The organism is Streptomyces sp. ID05-26A (assembly GCF_033794685.1).
Lineage (GTDB): Bacteria > Actinomycetota > Actinomycetes > Mycobacteriales > Pseudonocardiaceae > Lentzea.
The window spans coordinates 2,883,983-2,900,816 of the sequence record NZ_JARAYZ010000001.1 but is presented as its reverse complement, the minus strand read 5'-3'; the positions used below and the strand labels follow the sequence as shown (position 1 = coordinate 2,900,816).

The following is a 16,834-nucleotide window of genomic DNA, read 5'->3' as shown; positions in this document are numbered from 1 at the left end:
GCGGTTGACCGGGAAAAGTACCGGGAACTGGTCGGACACCGGCTGTGCTGCGGTTTAACAGCTCCGTAACGGGACTTGACAGGATGTGTGCCTGGGACCACATTATGCGCAACTTTGTTGGAGTCCTGTTCGGTTCACACGAGCGAGCGTCACCTGTAGGAGCGATGATGGTTCTGCACACGCCTGGTTCCACTCCGTTACCGCACCTCGGTCGGCGCGCGATGCTGCGGATCATGCTGGCCGGTGCGGGCGTCGCCGCGACCGGCGGCCTCGCGGCGTGCGGCGGCGGTTCGAGCACGGGTGGCGACTCGAAGGTCGTCACGTTCGGCAACAACCTGTCCGACCAGGTGCCGAAGGACGCGATCACGGCCGCCCTCAAGGGCTTCGACGGTCAGTCCGGTGGTCTGTCGGTCACGATCAACACCAAGCAGCACGAGCAGTACCAGGAACAGATCAACAACTACCTGCAGGGCAAGCCGGACGACGTGCTCGCGTGGTTCGCCGGCTACCGCATGCGGTTCTTCGCGGACCAGGGCCTCACCGGTGACCTGAGCGACCTGTGGGGCAAGGTCGGTGGCAACTACTCCGACGCGCTCAAGCAGGCGTCGACGGGCTCGGACGGCAAGCAGTACTTCGTGCCGTTCACTCAGTACCCGTGGGGCATGTTCTACCGCAAGAGCGTGTGGCAGGAGCGCGGATACGCGATCCCGAAGACGCTCGACGAACTCGTCGCGCTCTCCACGAAGATGCAGTCCGACGGCCTGAACCCGATCGCCTTCGCGGAGAAGCAGGGCTGGCCGGCCATGGGCACGTTCGACCAGCTCAACTTCCGCACCAACGGCTACCAGTTCCACGTGGACCTGCTGGCGGGCAAGGAAGACTGGCAGGACAAGCGGGTCAAGGACGTGTTCGACACCTGGAAGCGGCTGCTGCCGTTCCACCAGGAGAACGCGCTCGGCCGCGACTGGCAGGAAGCCGCGCAGTCGTTGCAGCAGAAGAAGTCCGGCATGTACCTGCTCGGCTCGTTCCTCGGCCAGCAGTTCCCGGACGCCGAGAAGGAGGACCTGGACTTCTTCCCGTTCCCGGAGATCAACCCGGAGCACGGCACCGACACCGTCGAGGCACCGATCGACGGCTACATGATGGCGAAGAAGCCCGGCAACTCCGAGGGCGCGCTCAAGCTGCTCGAGTACCTGTCGACGGCCGAGCCGCAGCTCACCTACCTGAAGGCCGACTCCTCCGTGGTCGCGACGAACCAGAAGGCCGACACCTCCGGCTACAACTCGCTGCAGAAGAAGGCCGCCGAGGTCATCAAGGGCGCCAAGCACATCACGCAGTTCCTCGACCGCGACACCGACCCGGCCTTCGCGAGCGAGGCGGCCACCAACGGTCTCATCGCGTTCATCAAGGACCCGAACAGCGTCGACTCCGTGCTCAAGGGCATGGCCGACCAGGCGAAGAACATCTTCAAGTGACCGCAGTGCAGGAGAAGCCGAAGGCGGTGGCCCCCAGCGGGCCGCCGCCTCGTCGGCGTGGAAAGCGTGCCACGGCCCTCGCCGGCACGGACAAACTCGTGCTGGCGCTCATGCTCGGCATCCCCACGTTCGTGCACCTGCTGTTCGTGTGGATCCCGACGCTGGGCTCGGTCGCGTTGTCGTTCAGCAGGTGGAACGGCATCGGCGGCTTCGAGGACATCGAGTGGATCGGTGTCGGGAACTACGTCGAGATCTTCACCGAGTACCCGCGGTTCTGGCCGGCGGTGCAGCACAACCTGATCTGGCTGGCCTTCCTGCTCGTCGTGCCGACGGCGGCGGGCCTGCTGCTCGCCGTGCTGCTGGACCGCGAACTCAGGTTCAGCCGGATCTACCAGAGCGCGCTGTACATGCCGATGGTGCTGTCGCTCGCCCTGGTCGGGTTCATCTGGCAGCTGATCTACACGCCGGACGGCGGACTGCTGAACTCGGTGCTGGGCCTCGACAAACCCGTCGACTGGATCGGCGACTCGGACATCAACCTCTACGCGGTGCTCGTCGCGGCGGCGTGGCGGCACACCGGCTACATCATGCTGCTGTACTTGGCGGGCCTGAAGTCCGTCGATCCCGCTTTGAAGGAAGCGGCCTCGCTGGACGGCGCCTCCGCCTCGCAGACGTTCTTCCGGGTCACCTTCCCGGTGATGAAGCCGGTGAACATCGTCGTCGCCGTGGTGACGGTGATCGAGGCGCTGCGCGCGTTCGACATCGTGTACGTCATCAACAAGGGACGCAACGGTCTGGAGCTGTTGTCGGTGCTGGTGACCGACAACATCATCGGTGAGGCCTCGCGGATCGGCCGGGGTTCCGCGGTCGCGGTGATCCTGCTGACGATCTCGCTCGGCGTCATCATCCCGTACCTGTACCAGGTGTTCAGCAAGGAGAACCGGACGTGACGGCCACGCTGGAACGGCCTTCGGTGCCGGCGAAGAAGAGCAAGCCGGTCACCCCGGCGCGAATCGCGCTGCACGTCTTCCTGGTACTCACGTGCCTGATGACGCTGGCACCGCTGCTGTGGGCGGTCTACGCGTCGCTGCGGACCTACGACGACACGTCGGTCAACGGCTACTTCTCCATCGCGAAGTCCCTGACGTTCGAGAACTTCGCGAAGGCGTGGGAGATCGGCAACCTGCCGCACTTCTACTGGAACACCTTCCTGATCACCGTGCCCGCCCTGATCATCACGCTGATCCTCAGCTCGATGGTGGCGTTCGCGGTGTCGCGGTTCAGCTTCAAGTTCAACATCGCGCTGCTGATGCTGTTCACCGCGGGCAACCTGTTGCCGCAGCAGGTGATCGTCACGCCGCTGTGGAGGCTCTACCGGCTGATCGAACTACCGGCGTGGATGTCGGAGAGCGAGTCGCTGATCGACTCGCCGCTCGGCGTGATCCTGATCCACATCGCGTTCCAGATGGGCTTCTGCACGTTCGTGTTGTCGAACTACATGAAGACCATCCCGTACGAACTGACCGAAGCCGCTCGGGTGGACGGCGCCTCGGTGTTCCGCCAGTACTGGCAGCTGACCCTGCCGCTGTGCCGGCCGGTGCTGGCGGCGCTGGCCACGCTGGAGTTCACCTGGATCTACAACGACTTCCTGTGGGCGTTGGTGCTCATCCAGGACGGCGACAAGATGCCGGTGACGTCGGCCCTGCAGAACCTCAAGGGCACGTTCTTCACCGACAACAACCTGATCGCAGCGGGCTCTCTCCTGGTCGCGCTGCCCACCCTGGTCGTGTTCTTCGTGTTGCAGCGTCAGTTCGTGGGCGGACTGACGCTGGGATCCACGAAGGGCTGAGGACCACAGCGAAATGGGGCGGGGACCACGTGGTCCCCGCCCCATTTCGCTTGAAGTGCTAGTTCCCGCCGGTCTGCGGGTTGAAGTCGGAGATCGAACCCCAGCGCCCCACGGGGATCACGATCACGCGGGCCTTGCCCACCACGTTGTCGACCGGGATCGCGCCGTCGGCCGGCGTCGGGTCGCCGTGCTTGCGCGAGTCCGACGAGTTGTTGCGGTTGTCGCCCATTACCCACAGCTTGCCCGCGGGGACGGTGACCTTCTCGAACGAGTCCTGCTGGCGCGGGCCGCCACCGAAGTTCAGGTACGGCTCGTCGAGGGGCTTGCCGTCGACCATCACGCGGCCCTGGTCGTCGCAGCACTCGACGGTCTGGCCGCCGACCGCGATGACGCGCTTGATGAAGTCCGTGCCGCTGGGCTCGGAGAGGTTCACCATCGAACCCAGGTCCTGCAGGGTGCCGACCACGAAGTTCGGGGGCTCCTTGCCGCCGGTCCAGTTCGGCGGGCCGCGGAAGACGATGACGTCACCGGGGCGCGGGTCGTTGAACAGGTACGTGATCTTCTCGACCAGCACCTTGTCGTTCACGCAGCCCGTGCAGCCGTGCAGCGTCGTCTCCATCGAGGCCGACGGGATGACGAACACGCGCGCGACGAACGTCTGGATGACGACGGTCAGCAGCAGCGCGACGCTGAAGATGACCAGAAGCTCTTTCCAGAAAGGCTGCTTCTTCTTCGCCTTCTTCTTCGAGAACCTCGGCGCACCGTCCTCGTCGTACGAGGAGCGACCCTCGTACGAGGAAGAGGACGAAGACCGCGAACCGGACGTCGAGAAGCGCGTCGTGGGTTCTGCGGGGCCGTCGTCCGAGGAAGGGGTCGTCTCCCAGGTCGACGAAGAATCGTCGTTCACGCGATGACTCACACGGCCTACCTTACGGACGTCCGGGTAGGCGCAACGTGAACAGGGCTCCACCCTCGGGGGCTCTGCCCGCCGTGGCCGTGCCGCCGTGCCGTTGTGCCACCTGCTTGACGATGGCGAGCCCCAGGCCGGAACCCGGCAGGGTCCGCGCCTCGGACGAGCGGTAGAACCGCTCGAAAACGTGAGGTAGATCGGCGTCCGCGATACCGGGACCCGCGTCGGCCACCTCGACCACGGCGCTGCCGTCGCCCATCTGACGGAGGTTCAACCGCACCGCCGAGCCCGAGGGGCTGAACTTCACCGCGTTGTCGAGGAGGTTCAGCACCGCGCGCTCCAGCGCACTCGAATCACCCAGAAGTGTCCACGGCTGCAGCTGCACGTCGAACGTCACGGCGTTCGAGGCACGGCGGCGGGCGCGGTCCAGCGACCGTTCCACGACCTCGTTGAGGTCGACCGGCTCGTGGATGACCTGCGGCGCGTCCTCCCGGGCGAGTTCGACCAGGTCACCGATCAACGTGGTCAGCTCGTCGATCTGGGCGCGCACGTCGGCCTGGATCTCCGTCTTGTCCTCTTGTGACAGGTTCGGGGCGTCCGGGCGTTCCGAGGCGAGCAGCAGCTCCAGGTTCGTGCGCATGGACGTCAGCGGCGTGCGCAGCTCGTGGCCCGCGTCGGCGACCAGGCGGCGTTGTCGTTCCTGGGACTCGGCGACGGCGCCCAGCATCGCGTTGAAGCTGTGCGTCAGTCGCGCCAGCTCGTCGTCGCCCGCGACCGGGATCGGCGTCAGGTCGCCCGTGTTGGCGACGCGTTCGGTGGCCTCCGTCAACCGTTGCACCGGCCGGAGGCTCGTGCGCGCGACGGCCGTGCCCGCGATGGCCGCGAGCAGCACGCCGGCACCGCCGATCAGCAGCAGCACCACGCTGAGCTTCGCGAGCGTGGTCCGCTGCGGCACCATCGACTGGGCGATGATGATCGCCTGGCCGGGCTGGTACGGGACCGCGATGACCCTGGTCTCGGTCTTGTGGTCGGTCCAGATGAACTCGGGGCGGTCGCCGTCCGCGACGTCCCAGGCCTCCTGGACGCTGGGCGGCGGGGTGGAGTCCTTCGGGTAGATGATCTTCCCGGAGTCGGCCAGCAGCACGCCCATCTTCACGTCCCCCGCCGCGAGGAACGCCGCCGGGTAGTTGGCGACCTCGTCGGGCGTGGTGACCTTCGTGCCGTTCGCGACGGTGGCGGCCCGCTGGCGCAGGCCGTCGTCGAGTGCGTCGTACGTGCTCTTGCGCACGACCATGTACGCGCCGAGGGACACCAGCGCGACGGCTCCGGCAACGCAGAAAGCAGCGAGCCAGGTGACCCGAGCCCGCAGCGACGCCCTTTGCAGGCGTCCCTGGGGTTCGGCGATCACGGAGGGGTTTCCCTCATGACGTAGCCCACCCCGCGCACCGTGTGGATCAGCCTCGGCTCGCCCTCCAGCTCCGTCTTGCGGCGCAGGTACCCCACGTAGACCTCGAGAGCGTTGCCCGAGGTCGGGAAGTCGTATCCCCACACGTCCTCCAGGATGCGGCTGCGGGTGAGCACCTGGCGCGGGTGCGCCAGCAGGAGCTCGAGCAGCGCGAACTCGGTGCGGGTGAGGCTGATCGGACGCTCGCCGCGGCGGACGTCGCGCGTGGACGGGTCCAGCTCGAGGTCGGAGAACTTCAACACGGCGGCGGACTTCTGGGCCGCGTCGTCGTCGTGGGCGGCCCGGCGCAGCAACGCGCGCAGGCGGGCCAGCAGTTCCTCCAGCGCGAACGGCTTGGGCAGGTAGTCGTCGGCACCGGCGTCCAGACCCGACACCCGATCGCTCACGGCGTCACGCGCGGTGAGCACGAGGATCGGCAGGTCGTCACCGGTGCTGCGCAGCCTGCGGCACACCTCGAGGCCGTCGAGGCGGGGCATCATCACGTCGAGCACCATCGCGTCCGGCCTGGCGGCGGTCACCGACTCCAGGGCCTGCATGCCGTCTCCGGCAGTCTCGACCTGGTAGCCGTTGAACTGGAGCGAGCGGCGGAGTGACTCCCTGACCGCCCGGTCGTCGTCGACAACGAGGATGCGCATGAGGGCAGTCTTGCCGAGGGATCTGAGAGCCGCCTGAGAAGGGCCCTAACTGCGGGTGTGAGTTCGGCGTTAGCCTTCCAGGCCCCTCGCCACGGGCGCATTCCACTTCCGCCAGAGCGCAATCAGCCTGATGGTGATGATTATTGACGCACCGGTCAGCGCGACCAGGCCTTTCGGAAATCCGGCCCACTCGCCCACCGCCACCACCACCGCTCCGCAGAGCGCTGCCACGGCGTAGATCTCTCTCCTCAGGACCAGAGGAATCTCACGGAGCAGTAGGTCACGAATCGCGCCTCCGCCGATGCCTGTCGTCATACCGATCAGGCACGCTGCGTAAGGAGTCGCTCCGAGTGACAGCGCCGTGGACGTGCCGGACGTGACGAACAGGCCGAGCCCCACCGCGTCCAGCAGCAGGACGCTGCGGCGGAGCTTGGCGACCTGCGGGTGGAACCAGAAGACGATCAGGCCGGAGCCACCGGCGACCAGCAGGTACGGCCAGTTCCGCAGACTCGTCGGCGGGTGCACGCCGAGCAGCACGTCACGCACGATGCCGCCGCCCAGCGCCGTGGTCAGCGCCAGGATGATCACGCCGAACACGTCGAGGCGGGCGCGGACCGCGGCCACCGCCCCGGAGGCGGCGAAGACCGCGATACCGATCAACTCCAGGACGATGAGCAGCACGAACGGGAAGAATAGTGGTTCAGTGGAGAGGCGCTTCGCGGCGGTAACCGGCGTCGAGGCGCCCGCCGGCGGACACCAGCACGGCCTCCACGACGGCGACGAACCGCTCGGCACCCTCACCCCGCACCAACGCCCGGTAGGAGTCGACGAGCTCGTCCTCCTTGGCGTCGCGCAACCGGCGCAGCAACCACTTCCCGTGCCCGAGCCACCGGTTCTGCACCACCAACGCCAGTTCTCCCGCGCAGGTCAGCAGGCGGGCCGCGACGAACAGACGCTCGTCCTCGTCCCGTGCGCCGATGAGGTCTTCAAGCAGGTCCGTGGTGCCGTAGCGACGGTCTTCCAGCTCGGTGACAGTCGCGGGCGGAGGGCCTGCGTCCAACCGAGCGCGCGCCTCGGACCGTATGCGTTGACCGGTGCCGTCGGCGTCGAGCATGAGGAACCCCTCGGCGCACATGTTGAGCAACGGTGGTCGCCGGCCCTCGATGTCCCGGGCCACGAAGTCCCAGAACGACTCGATCGTGTGGCAGAACAGCTCGACCGGCCAGCCGCGGTGCCGCAGCGTCTCGCGGAACGCGCCCGGCAGGTCGTCGACGATCACGATCATGTCCAGGTCGGAGTTCGCCGTGTAGGTCCCCGACGCCACGCTGCCGCCCAGGAACGCCGCCCTGGCCAGCGGGTACTTGACGTCGAGCACGTCCCTGGCGACCTGCACCGGGTCCTTGTCCCAGTCCAGCGGGTGGCCGGTGACGTAGTAGTCCTCGTCGGGGTCGAGCGGGCCCAGCACGTGCTCGATGCACGGCCGGATGGCGGGGACCACCTCGTTCAGGTCCACGAGCCACGGGTTGTCCTCGGCGTCGAAGAACGGTCTGATCATCAGGAACTGCTGTCGCGAGATCTCCCGCACGCTGACCGGCGACCCGCTGCGCCGCTTCGAGTAGCCCTTCAGGCGCCAACCCATGTTGTCGCCGTAGGCATGCCTGACCTCGTCCTGGTCCCCCGACATCCGTCCATTGTGACCGACGTGCGCGTGGGGACCGTGTGGTGGAACGCCGTTCGTCAGAAGAAGTCCGCCAACCGGGGTGTGCCGGACGAGGCCGTGAGCTGGTCGAGCACCGCCGCGCCGGCCGGGTCGCCCTCCAGCAAACCCGCGCGCCGCAACGCATGCGTGTTCTGCGCGCCGGCGAACCACGGCCCGAGTGCCCGCGCGTGCAGCCTCACCGCGCCGGTGCCGCCAGGTTCGACGCGCACCGAACCGTCCTCCACCACGAGCCGCTGCGGGCCCGCGTGCCACGGCGCGTGGTCGTCGACGACCTCCAGGTCGACCGCGGCGTCGGCGAGGCGCGGCCAGCCCCGTGCGGCCACGGCGGCCGGCAGGTCGACGACGCGCTGCATCCAGGTCGAGGTCCAGACGGAGTAGCGCAACGGCGTGGCGCCCAGGAGGTTCACCGTCGCCGGGTCGCTGATCCGCAGGTCGATCGCCTCGAGCGTGCCCGCCCACGACGCCAGCGACGCGAGCAGGTTCAGCTGGGCCTCGACGTCGACGCCGATGAGGTCGTAGACCTTGAGCCGGCCCATGTCGCCGCCGGGCTCGCGCTGGGCCGTCAGGTAGCCGCGCAGGCCGTTCGGGCCGGGCAGCACGCTGACCAGGTCGATCTCGAGGACGTCGTCGAGGTTGATCCGCGGGGGGCGGCGGTCGGCCATGCCGTCGATGGTCCGCGCCACCTCCTGGTAGCACTCGTGCAGCGCGGGGAGGTCGCTCTTCTCGGCGGGACGCGAGGGGATCAGCTCGGTGGGTCTCGGCACCGACAGCAGCCTGTCCATCGGCAGCTCGACCCACTCGAACACCCCGGCACGTTCCCAGCCGCGGCGCCGGTACAGCGTCGGCACGGTGGCGAACAGGACCGAGAGCGACTGGCCGTGCTCCCGCATGGTGCGCAGCGACGCGTCGAGCAACGCGTTCGCGATCCCCCGGCCGCGGTACGCCCCGTCGACGGCGACACCGCCGATCCCGCCCATGGGGACCGCGGCGCCGCCGTAGAACTGCGCGTACGAGCCGATGCCGAGCACACCGGCGACCCGGCCGTCGATCTCGGCGAGGAGTCCGTGCGAACCCGGCCTCAGCAGCGGCCCGGACGGCTTGGTCCCGTTGAACGCGACCTTGCGCAACCGGAACACGGCGTCGCGGTCGTCCTCGGTGAACTCGCGGATCTGCACGGACATCTCTCTACCAGGTGAAGAAGCCCTGACCCGACTTCTTTCCCAGCTCGCCGCGGGCGACCTTGTCCCGCAACAACGCCGGGGGGTCGAACCGCGGCCCCAGCTCGGCCGCGAGGTGCTCGGCGATGGCCAGCCGGACGTCGAGCCCGACCAGGTCCGTGAGCTCCAGCGGGCCCATCGGCCAGCGGTAGCCGAGCTTCATGCCGGTGTCGATGTCCGCCGCGGAGGCGACACCCTCCTCCAGCATGCGGATCGCCTCCATGCCGACGGCGACGCCCAGCCGTGAGGTCGCGAAGCCCGGCGAGTCTCGCACCTCGATGACGGTCTTGCCCATCTGCTCGGCCCAGGTGCGCGCCTTGGCCACGTTCGCCGGGTCGACGCCCTCGTGGTGGACGAGCTCGACGAGCTGCTGCACCGGCACGGGGTTGAAGAAGTGCATGCCCAGCACGCGTTCGCCGGGCAGACCGGCGGCGATGTCGGCGATCGAGAGCGACGACGTGTTGGACGCGAGGACCGCCCCTGGACACTTCTCGGCCGCGAGCCCGAGCACCTTCTGCTTGAGCGGCACGTTCTCCGGCACCGCCTCGACGACGAGTTCGGCGTCGGCGGGCAGCTCACCGGTGCTCAGCTTCGCGAACACCGCCTCGGCGTCGGCGAGCTTGCCCTTCTCCTGGGCCCTGTCGAGCGAGCGCCGGACGGCGGCCCTGCCCAGTTCGGCGCGCTCGGCGTCGGCCTCCGACAGCGTGACGTCGTGGCCGTTCGCGAGCAGGAGGTGCGCGATGCCCGCGCCCATCGTGCCGCCGCCGATGACGACGGCCTTCACGCCACGACCTCGGCGCTGAACATTGCGACGAGCTCCATCCCACCGATCTCGGCGAGGTTGGCGCCCGAGGTGGCCCACTCCGGCGACTGCAGGACGGCCTTGAAGGACGCCTCGGACTCGAAGTACATCTCCGCGATCAGGTACGGCTCGGTCTCGCCGAGGAACCCGGCCAGGAACACCTGCTGCACCTTGGCGACCTCGGCGCGGACCAGCCCGGGAACCGAGTTCACGATCGGCAGGTGCGACTCGAAGTACTTCTGGTCGAAGCCCTCGGGGTCGGCGGGCTTCTTGTACAGCGCGATGTACTTGATCATGTGACACCATCCTCCTCGACTCGCCGAGCACTGTAACGCCCGGAGCTCCCGCCGAGCTGAGGCACGATGGTGAGGTGCGGATCATCCTGCTGCGCCACGGACAGAGCCTCGGCAACGTCGACGAGCTCGCCTACTGCCGCATTCCCGACCACGCCCTCCCGCTCACGCCGGCCGGGGAGGACCAGGCGCGCGCCGCGGGGCCGGTGATCAAGGAGCTGATCGGCGACGGGCCGGTCGCGGCGTACGTCTCGCCGTACCAGCGGACCAGGCGGACGTTCGACCTGCTCGGGATCGACGCCGAGCGGATCGTCACCGAACCGAGGGTGCGCGAGCAGGACTGGGGCAACCTCCAGGACCCGGTCCAGCAGGAGGTGCTCAAGCACCAGCGGCACGCGTTCGGCCACTTCTTCTTCCGCCTGCCCAACGGGGAGTCGGGCGCGGACGTCGACGACCGGGTCGCCGCGTTCCTCGACGGCCTCACGGTGCGGATGCACAAGGACGAGGCCCATCCGAAGACGGTGCTGGTCGTGTCGCACGGCCTGACGATCAGGTTGCTGTGCCGCAGGTTCTTCGATTGGAGCGTCGAGCTGTTCGAGTCACTGTCCAATCCGGACACGTGCGAGAACCGGGTGCTCGACCACGACGGCGCGGGGTGGAGGCTGGACCGTCCCTTCGACCAGTGGCGCGACTCACCGGACGGAACGGTCCAGCGCCCGGTCTAGATGAGCCCGCGCTTGTACGCGGCAACCAGCCGGCGAGGCACCAGGAGTTCCTTGCCGTCCAACGTCCGCACGCGCACCAGGTCCGGCGCGGTGGCCTTCCACTGCGACCGGCGGTGCCGCGTGTTGGACCGGGACGTCTTGCGCTTGGGAACGGCCATCAGCGCTCTCGCTTTCCGTAGCGGCGGTTGAACTTCTCGACCCGGCCGGCGGTGTCCATGACCCGCTGCGTGCCCGTCCAGAACGGGTGCGAGTCTGCGGTGACGTCGACGATCAGCAGCGGGTAGGAGTTGCCGTCCTCCCACTCGATCGTCTTGCTCGAAGTCGCCGTCGAGCGGGTCAGGAACGTCTTGCCGGTGGACGCGTCCTGGAAGACGACCGGGTGGTAGTCGGGGTGGATTCCGGATTTCATATGGCCAGCTTTCGGATCGAGTCCACGAAGGACAGTTCGTCGTCGGTGAGCAGCGCGCCCGCGAACGCGTCGGTGATGTCGTCCGGTTCGCCGAGGGTGATCGCCACGATCTGAGTGGTCCTGCCACCACGAGGGCCGCCTTCGCCGACGTGCATGCCGCAGCCCGCGGATTCCAGGTGCAGCGCGACGTCCGGCTCGTCCGCGACCCAGAGCCGGCCGCGCGAGCGCACGACCGTTCCGCTCAGCAACGAGTCGAGCGCGCCGTCGAGACGGGCCGGGTGGAACGGCCGGTCCGCCGTGAAAACCGCTGTCGAGACACCACATTCGGGCTTCAGGGGCATCAGCCGCGGCCGCGTGCTCTTGCGCACCACCACCGTCTCGGGCGTGCAGCGGTGCGCGCCGGGAGCGAGGCGGTCGAGCACGGCGAGCGTGCGTTCGTCCGCGTCTCCTTGCAGCACCAGCACATCCGCCGCCTCGGCCTGGGCAACGACGACCTGCGCGACTGTGCGCCGGTCGCTGGTCATCGAGGCGTCGCTCAACGCGTCGTCCAGCCACGTCGCCGCGTCGAGCACGGTGATCACGCACTCGACGTCGACGCCGAGCTTGCGGCGCACCGCGTCCGGTTCCAGCAGCGGGTCCAGGTGCAGCACGACCGTGTGCCCGGCGAACGTGCCGAGCAGCTCCCGCAGGTCCTCGCGCACGGTGCAGGACACACATCCGTGCAGCAGCCCGACCTCGGTCGCGACGCCGTCGACCCAGCGCGTGACGGACGTTTCCGCGGCCACATGACGCACGAGCACCGAATCGGGCCGGTCGCGCCACACCCGCACAGCGACGTCGTGGTCGACCAGCCCCGCCACCATAACGACAACGGTTTCCATGTGATGTACCGTAGATGAAAACGAAAGTCGTTTCAATCTGCATCCCGAGGAGGTACCCGTTGCGCTGCCAGCTGACCGGCCGTGAGCCGGGCTTCGGCAACCGCGTCTCGCACTCGCAACGCAAGACGCGGCGCCGGTGGAACCCGAACGTCCAGCACAAGCGGTACTTCGTGCCGTCGCTGAACAGGTTCGTGACGCTGACGCTGTCCGCGAAGGGCATCAAGACCGTTGACAAGATCGGCGTCGAGGCCGCGGTGGCCCGGCTCCGCCAGCAGGGGGAGAAGGTCTGATGGCCAAGAGCACGGACATCCGCCCGATCATCAAGATGAGGTCGACCGCCGGCACCGGGTACACCTACGTGACCCGCAAGAACCGGCGCAACGACCCGGACCGCCTGGTGCTGCGCAAGTACGACCCGGTGGCCCGCAGGCACGTCGATTTCAAGGAAGAGCGCTGATGGCGAAGAAGTCGAAGATCGCCGCGGACCAGCGCCGCCGCGTGGTCGTGGCGCGGTACGCGGAACGGCGGGCCGAGCTCAAGGAGATGCTGCGGCACCCGGAGACGCGCGCGGAAGCGTTGCAGGGCCTGCAGAAGCTGCCGCGGGACGCGTCCCCGACCCGGTTGCGCAACCGGGACACCGTGGACGGACGCCCGCGCGCGTTCAACCGGAAGTTCGGCCTGTCCCGCGTCCGGCTGCGGGAGATGGCCCACCGCGGTGAGCTGCCCGGCGTCTCGAAGGCGAGCTGGTGATGCGCGAGAAGAGGCCTCTCAAGCGCAGGGTGAACCTCCTCGCGAAGGAGGGCGTGACCGTCGTCGACTGGAAGGACGTCACGCTGCTGCGCAAGTTCCTCTCGGACCGGGGCAAGATCCGGTCCCGGCGCGTGACCGGCCTGACGCCGCAGCAGCAGCGCCAGGTCGCCACGGCGATCAAGAACGCACGGGAGATGGCCTTGCTGCCGTACCCGTCACAAACGAAATGACCCGCAGGGCCGCGCTGGCCAGCAGCGCCAGCGCGGCCAGCTGCACCAGCAACGCGAGCGCCCAGGTCGTGTGTTCATCGACCGTGAGGTCGCCACGAACACCCACCAAGAAGGTCGCGTAGAGGCCCCAGCACTGCAGTGCCGCCAGGCCCGCGCCGACGATGGTCGTCTTCAGCGAGACGAGCACCACGACGGCGGCGAGCAAGATCAACGCGAGCAGCGGCCAGGCACCGGTGAACGTGGTCACGCCGACTCCGCCACCGAATCCGAGCGCCGAGCCGTAACCACCCTTCATTCTTCGCATCCGATCGGTCTATCGCCTCAGGTGAGATCAGCGCCACCTCTGCAGCGTGAAGTTGGTGCTTTCGAGTGAGGCACGATCGCACGAATGAACCTGTACGACGTGGTCCACCGCCGCAGGGACACCCGCGCCGAGTTCTCCGGTGAAGAGATCCCGGAGGACGTGTTGCGCCGGGTGCTGACCGCCGCACACGCCGCCCCCAGCGTCGGCCTCTCCCAGCCGTGGGACTTCGTGCTCGTGCGGGACGAGTCGACCCGGCGTGCGTTCCGCGACCACGTCCAGGCCGAACGCAGTGTCTTCGCAGCTCAGCTCGACCAGGAACGGGCCGAGACGTTCGCCCGCATCAAGGTCGAGGGGGTCATGGAGTCCACCCTCGGCATCGTGGTCACCTACGACCCGGACCGGGGCTCGCCGGCGGTGCTCGGCAGGCACGCGATCGCGGACGCGGGTTTGTACTCCGTGTGCCTGGCGATCCAGAACCTGTGGCTCGCCGCGACCGAAGAGGGACTCGGTGTTGGCTGGGTGAGCTTCTACCGAGAAGATGTGCTGCGCCGTCTTCTGGACATCCCCACCAGGGTCCGTCCGGTTGCGTGGTTGTGCGTCGGTCCGGTTCGATCACTGCCCGAAACGCCCGACCTGGAACGTCACGGTTGGCGCAACCGACTACCCCTCGATGACGTCCTGCACCACGATCGGTACAGGGCGCGACCAACCCGGTAGCCTGTGCGGGCCGCTCGGCGAGTCGGAACGGAGTCGATGAACGAGTGGAGCAGCGCGATCCGCTGGTAGCGGGCCAGATTCCGCGGTTGGACCGAGAGGTCCGCGCGTTGCTCAACGCTGGCCGCTTGCCGGAGGCGAACAGTCTTTTCGACGAGGTGGTCACCAAGGTGTCCCCCGGCGCCGACCGCTGGGTTCGATCAGCCGTGCTGGTCAACCGGGCGGTGATGGCGTGGCGCCTCGGCCGCATCCCCCTCGCCCTCGAACTGGCCGCCGAGGGGTGGACCGATCTCGACGCCGACCGTTCAGACAGCCCGGCCGTGGCCCACACGATGGGCTCGCTCGGTTATCTGATGGAGGGCATCGGCAACCGGCGCGCGGCGCTGGACATGCTGCGGCTGTCCGTTCAGGTCGCGCGGCGTGCGGGCAACACCGACGTGCTGGCCCACTGCCTGCAGCGACTCGGTGGTTCGCTGAACTTCCGCGCCTGCTCGGGTCCTGTCGCGGCGGCGCCGGCGATCTTCGAGGAAGCCCTGGCGTACCTCGACGAGGGCCTGGGCATCGTGAAGGACGAGGTGCACCGGCGTGCGCTCCTCGGCGCCTGCGGGCGGTCCCTGGCCGGCGTCGGCCAGTTGGACAAGGCCGAGGAGATGGGCGAGGAGACGCTGCGGCTGTCCCTGGACGCCGACGACCTGTGGGGCATCTCTGTCGGCAACTGGGTTCTCGCCGTGGTGCGGCGGGAGCAGGACGACTTCGACGAGGCGCGCACACTCGCGTCCCGTGCGGTCACGAGCGCCGAACGCATCAACGACACGTCACTGCTGCTGCGGTTCTCCACGGAGCTGGCGGACATCTGCCACGCCCTGGGTGACGCGGAGGGCGAGGCCGAGGCGTTGCGCCGGTCGATGGCCGCCTCCCGCACGGCCAGGGAGACGTTGCAGGAAGGCCTGGGTCAGGCGCTGGAACAGCGCCGGGTGGCCGTTCAGGCCCAGCGGCTCGCGGTGGCGGCCCAGGAGGCGGCGGCGCGTGACCCGTTGACGGGCCTGGCGAACCGGCTCGGGCTGGAACGCGCGGCCGCGGCGTTGCTGGAGTCCACGGCGGCGCGCGGGCGGGTGCCGTGGCTGGTGCTGGTCGACGTCGACTGGTTCAAGAACGTCAACGACGACGCGGGTCACGCGACGGGTGATGCGGCGTTGCGCGAGATCGCGGCGCTGCTGCGGCGCGAGTGCCGGGCGGACGACCTGGTGGCGCGCTGGGCCGGTGACGAGTTCGTGGTGGTGCTCGGGGACACCGGGCCGAACATGGACGTCGGCCCGAACGTGGCCGAGCGGATCCGCGCGGCCGTCGACGGGCACGACTGGACGATGGTGCTCGGCTCGGTCCGCCGCCCGACGGTCAGCATCGGTGTCGCGGCGGGACCGGCCAAACTGGACCAGCTGTTCGCGGCCGCCGACATGGCGCTGTACCGCGCCAAGCGGCAGGGCCGCAACAGGGTCGAGGTCGAGCCCTCGGTGGATGAGGTGCCCGAGATCGTTTCGGGGAACTGAAGGCTCAGGCGATCAGGCCGCCGCGGTAGGCCACCAGCGCGGCCTGCACGCGGTTGACCGCGCCGATCTTCCCGAGCACGGACGAGACGTACCCCTTCACCGTCGCCTCCGACAGGTGCAGGGTGCCGCCGATCTCCGCGTTGGACATGCCCTGGCCGATCAGCACGAGCACCTCGCGCTCGCGTTCGGACAGGCTCTGGAGAAGCCTGCGTGCCGGCTCCGCCATTCGTTCGCCGTCGGCGACCGCCGCGAGAACTCTCGCCGCGACGCCGGGGTCGAGAACAGCACCTCCGCGCGCGAGATCACGCACGGCCTTGACGAGCTGTTCCGGTTCGGTGTCCTTCAGAAGGAAGCCTGCCGCGCCGAGACGCAGAGCTTCCGAAACGTATTCGTCGACGTCGAACGTGGTCAGGATGCACACCCTCGGTGGGTCCGGCAGAGTCCGCAGCCTCCGCAAGGCCACGAGTCCGTCCGAGGTGCGCATCCGGATGTCGAGCAGGACCACGTGCGGACGGTGCTGGCGTGCCAGGTCGGCTACCAGGTGACCGTCATCGGCCTCAGCAACAACTTCGATGTCTCCGACGCTGCTCAGGATCATGCGAAGGCCGGAACGGACGAGATCCTCGTCGTCGGCCAGCAGAACCTTGATCACGACGCCTCCCGCATTGGCGTTCCGTGCTCCCTCATGTTCGCGATCTTGGCGTACGCACGCCGAAGGCCACGTTAATTCTCAGTTATCTCATCATGTGGTTACAGATTTTCGAGAACGGCGACGACGTTCACAGTTACCGGAATAGCGCGCTGACTTCGCTGCGTAGGCATGCCACCAGGCGTTAGGAGGGGTCTTCGGAACGCTGAGTGACGAAACACGGATATCCCACTCAGTGGAATGGCAGACCAGAAACACG

23 protein-coding genes are annotated in these 16,834 nt (G+C 68.2%); 10 read left to right on the top strand and 13 right to left on the bottom strand.

What is annotated here, in order from left to right; translation table 11 throughout:
* The first annotated feature begins 164 nt into the window (after positions 1–164).
* From PV646_RS14405 to PV646_RS14395, 3 genes are read left to right on the top strand one after another with little or no spacing between them, the layout of a single operon-like run.
* Positions 165–1,475, top strand: a complete 1,311-nt coding sequence (locus tag PV646_RS14405) for an ABC transporter substrate-binding protein (protein WP_500341908.1) — start codon at positions 165–167, stop codon at positions 1,473–1,475.
* Complete coding sequence (locus tag PV646_RS14400; RefSeq protein WP_500341907.1) at positions 1,472–2,425, top strand: carbohydrate ABC transporter permease; 954 nt, start codon at positions 1,472–1,474, stop codon at positions 2,423–2,425. Before PV646_RS14405 ends, PV646_RS14400 begins: the two co-directional genes overlap by 4 nt.
* Positions 2,422–3,324: a carbohydrate ABC transporter permease gene (locus PV646_RS14395; RefSeq protein ID WP_500341906.1), complete on the top strand. Its 903-nt coding sequence runs from the start codon at positions 2,422–2,424 to the stop codon at positions 3,322–3,324. The genes PV646_RS14400 and PV646_RS14395 overlap by 4 nt, the downstream gene beginning before the upstream one ends.
* A 58-nt stretch (positions 3,325–3,382) precedes the next feature.
* Here the strand turns inward: PV646_RS14395 and lepB are convergent, their stop codons facing one another.
* The 8 genes from lepB to PV646_RS14355 all read right to left on the bottom strand — a co-directional run bounded on the left by lepB (position 3,383) and on the right by PV646_RS14355 (position 10,369).
* Positions 3,383–4,243 (bottom strand): signal peptidase I, encoded by an 861-nt coding sequence (lepB, locus tag PV646_RS14390; protein WP_500341905.1) that lies wholly within the window; start codon positions 4,241–4,243, stop codon positions 3,383–3,385.
* A gap of 10 nt (positions 4,244–4,253) precedes the next feature.
* Positions 4,254–5,642 (bottom strand): sensor histidine kinase, encoded by a 1,389-nt coding sequence (locus PV646_RS14385; RefSeq protein WP_500341904.1) that lies wholly within the window; start codon positions 5,640–5,642, stop codon positions 4,254–4,256.
* A complete protein-coding gene (locus PV646_RS14380; RefSeq protein WP_500341903.1) occupies positions 5,639–6,334 on the bottom strand; it encodes a response regulator transcription factor in 696 nt (231 codons plus the stop codon). The genes PV646_RS14385 and PV646_RS14380 overlap by 4 nt, the downstream gene beginning before the upstream one ends.
* Positions 6,335–6,403: 69 nt before the next feature.
* Entirely contained in the window at positions 6,404–7,015 is a 612-nt protein-coding gene (locus PV646_RS14375) for a trimeric intracellular cation channel family protein (RefSeq protein WP_500341902.1), read from the bottom strand.
* A 19-nt stretch (positions 7,016–7,034) separates the two neighbouring features.
* Positions 7,035–8,018: a nucleotidyltransferase domain-containing protein gene (locus PV646_RS14370; protein WP_500341901.1), complete on the bottom strand. Its 984-nt coding sequence runs from the start codon at positions 8,016–8,018 to the stop codon at positions 7,035–7,037.
* 53 nt (positions 8,019–8,071) lie between these two features.
* The gene (locus PV646_RS14365) at positions 8,072–9,235 is read right to left on the bottom strand and encodes a GNAT family N-acetyltransferase (RefSeq protein WP_500341900.1); all 1,164 of its coding nucleotides are present in this window, start codon (positions 9,233–9,235) and stop codon (positions 8,072–8,074) included.
* A gap of 4 nt (positions 9,236–9,239) precedes the next feature.
* Positions 9,240–10,055, bottom strand: a complete 816-nt coding sequence (locus tag PV646_RS14360) for a 3-hydroxyacyl-CoA dehydrogenase family protein (RefSeq protein ID WP_500341899.1) — start codon at positions 10,053–10,055, stop codon at positions 9,240–9,242.
* Positions 10,052–10,369, bottom strand: coding sequence for an EthD family reductase (locus PV646_RS14355; protein ID WP_500341898.1), 318 nt, complete (start codon positions 10,367–10,369; stop codon positions 10,052–10,054). The genes PV646_RS14360 and PV646_RS14355 overlap by 4 nt, the downstream gene beginning before the upstream one ends.
* A 74-nt stretch (positions 10,370–10,443) precedes the next feature.
* Here PV646_RS14355 and PV646_RS14350 point away from each other — a divergent pair, with 74 nt between their 5' ends.
* Entirely contained in the window at positions 10,444–11,091 is a 648-nt protein-coding gene (locus PV646_RS14350; protein WP_500341897.1) for a histidine phosphatase family protein, read from the top strand.
* Here PV646_RS14350 and rpmF read toward each other — a convergent pair.
* From rpmF to PV646_RS14335, 3 genes are read right to left on the bottom strand one after another with little or no spacing between them, the layout of a single operon-like run.
* Positions 11,088–11,249 carry a 50S ribosomal protein L32 gene (gene rpmF, locus PV646_RS14345; protein ID WP_030481357.1) on the bottom strand — a complete coding sequence of 54 codons (162 nt, stop codon included), beginning with the start codon at positions 11,247–11,249 and terminating at the stop codon, positions 11,088–11,090. The genes PV646_RS14350 and rpmF overlap by 4 nt on opposite strands.
* A complete protein-coding gene (locus PV646_RS14340; protein WP_189160278.1) occupies positions 11,249–11,500 on the bottom strand; it encodes a type B 50S ribosomal protein L31 in 252 nt (83 codons plus the stop codon). Before PV646_RS14340 ends, rpmF begins: the two co-directional genes overlap by 1 nt.
* Positions 11,497–12,381 carry a GTP-binding protein gene (locus PV646_RS14335; RefSeq protein ID WP_500341896.1) on the bottom strand — a complete coding sequence of 295 codons (885 nt, stop codon included), beginning with the start codon at positions 12,379–12,381 and terminating at the stop codon, positions 11,497–11,499. The genes PV646_RS14340 and PV646_RS14335 overlap by 4 nt, the downstream gene beginning before the upstream one ends.
* Before the next feature lie 14 nt (positions 12,382–12,395).
* On the opposite strand from PV646_RS14335, the gene rpmB reads away from it, so the two are divergent.
* From rpmB to rpsR, 4 genes are read left to right on the top strand one after another with little or no spacing between them, the layout of a single operon-like run.
* On the top strand, positions 12,396–12,671 hold the full coding sequence (rpmB, locus tag PV646_RS14330) for a 50S ribosomal protein L28 (RefSeq protein WP_500341895.1): 276 nt from the start codon (positions 12,396–12,398) through the stop codon (positions 12,669–12,671).
* Complete coding sequence (gene rpmG / locus PV646_RS14325; RefSeq protein ID WP_330271177.1) at positions 12,671–12,838, top strand: 50S ribosomal protein L33; 168 nt, start codon at positions 12,671–12,673, stop codon at positions 12,836–12,838. The genes rpmB and rpmG overlap by 1 nt, the downstream gene beginning before the upstream one ends.
* Positions 12,838–13,131 (top strand): 30S ribosomal protein S14, encoded by a 294-nt coding sequence (gene rpsN / locus PV646_RS14320; RefSeq protein ID WP_189160281.1) that lies wholly within the window; start codon positions 12,838–12,840, stop codon positions 13,129–13,131. Before rpmG ends, rpsN begins: the two co-directional genes overlap by 1 nt.
* The gene (gene rpsR, locus PV646_RS14315) at positions 13,131–13,361 is read left to right on the top strand and encodes a 30S ribosomal protein S18 (RefSeq protein ID WP_500341894.1); all 231 of its coding nucleotides are present in this window, start codon (positions 13,131–13,133) and stop codon (positions 13,359–13,361) included. The genes rpsN and rpsR overlap by 1 nt, the downstream gene beginning before the upstream one ends.
* On the opposite strand, the gene PV646_RS14310 is transcribed toward rpsR, so the two are convergent.
* On the bottom strand, positions 13,309–13,608 hold the full coding sequence (locus PV646_RS14310; protein WP_500341893.1) for a hypothetical protein: 300 nt from the start codon (positions 13,606–13,608) through the stop codon (positions 13,309–13,311). The two genes, rpsR and PV646_RS14310, sit on opposite strands and share 53 nt — an antisense overlap.
* A gap of 141 nt (positions 13,609–13,749) precedes the next feature.
* Here PV646_RS14310 and bluB point away from each other — a divergent pair, with 141 nt between their 5' ends.
* Positions 13,750–14,382 (top strand): 5,6-dimethylbenzimidazole synthase, encoded by a 633-nt coding sequence (bluB, locus tag PV646_RS14305; protein ID WP_500341892.1) that lies wholly within the window; start codon positions 13,750–13,752, stop codon positions 14,380–14,382.
* Between the two features lie 86 nt (positions 14,383–14,468).
* Positions 14,469–15,926, top strand: coding sequence for a GGDEF domain-containing protein (locus tag PV646_RS14300; RefSeq protein ID WP_500341891.1), 1,458 nt, complete (start codon positions 14,469–14,471; stop codon positions 15,924–15,926).
* 4 nt (positions 15,927–15,930) lie between these two features.
* On the opposite strand, the gene PV646_RS14295 is transcribed toward PV646_RS14300, so the two are convergent.
* Positions 15,931–16,578 (bottom strand): response regulator, encoded by a 648-nt coding sequence (locus tag PV646_RS14295; protein WP_030481367.1) that lies wholly within the window; start codon positions 16,576–16,578, stop codon positions 15,931–15,933.
* Positions 16,579–16,834: the final 256 nt, after the last annotated feature.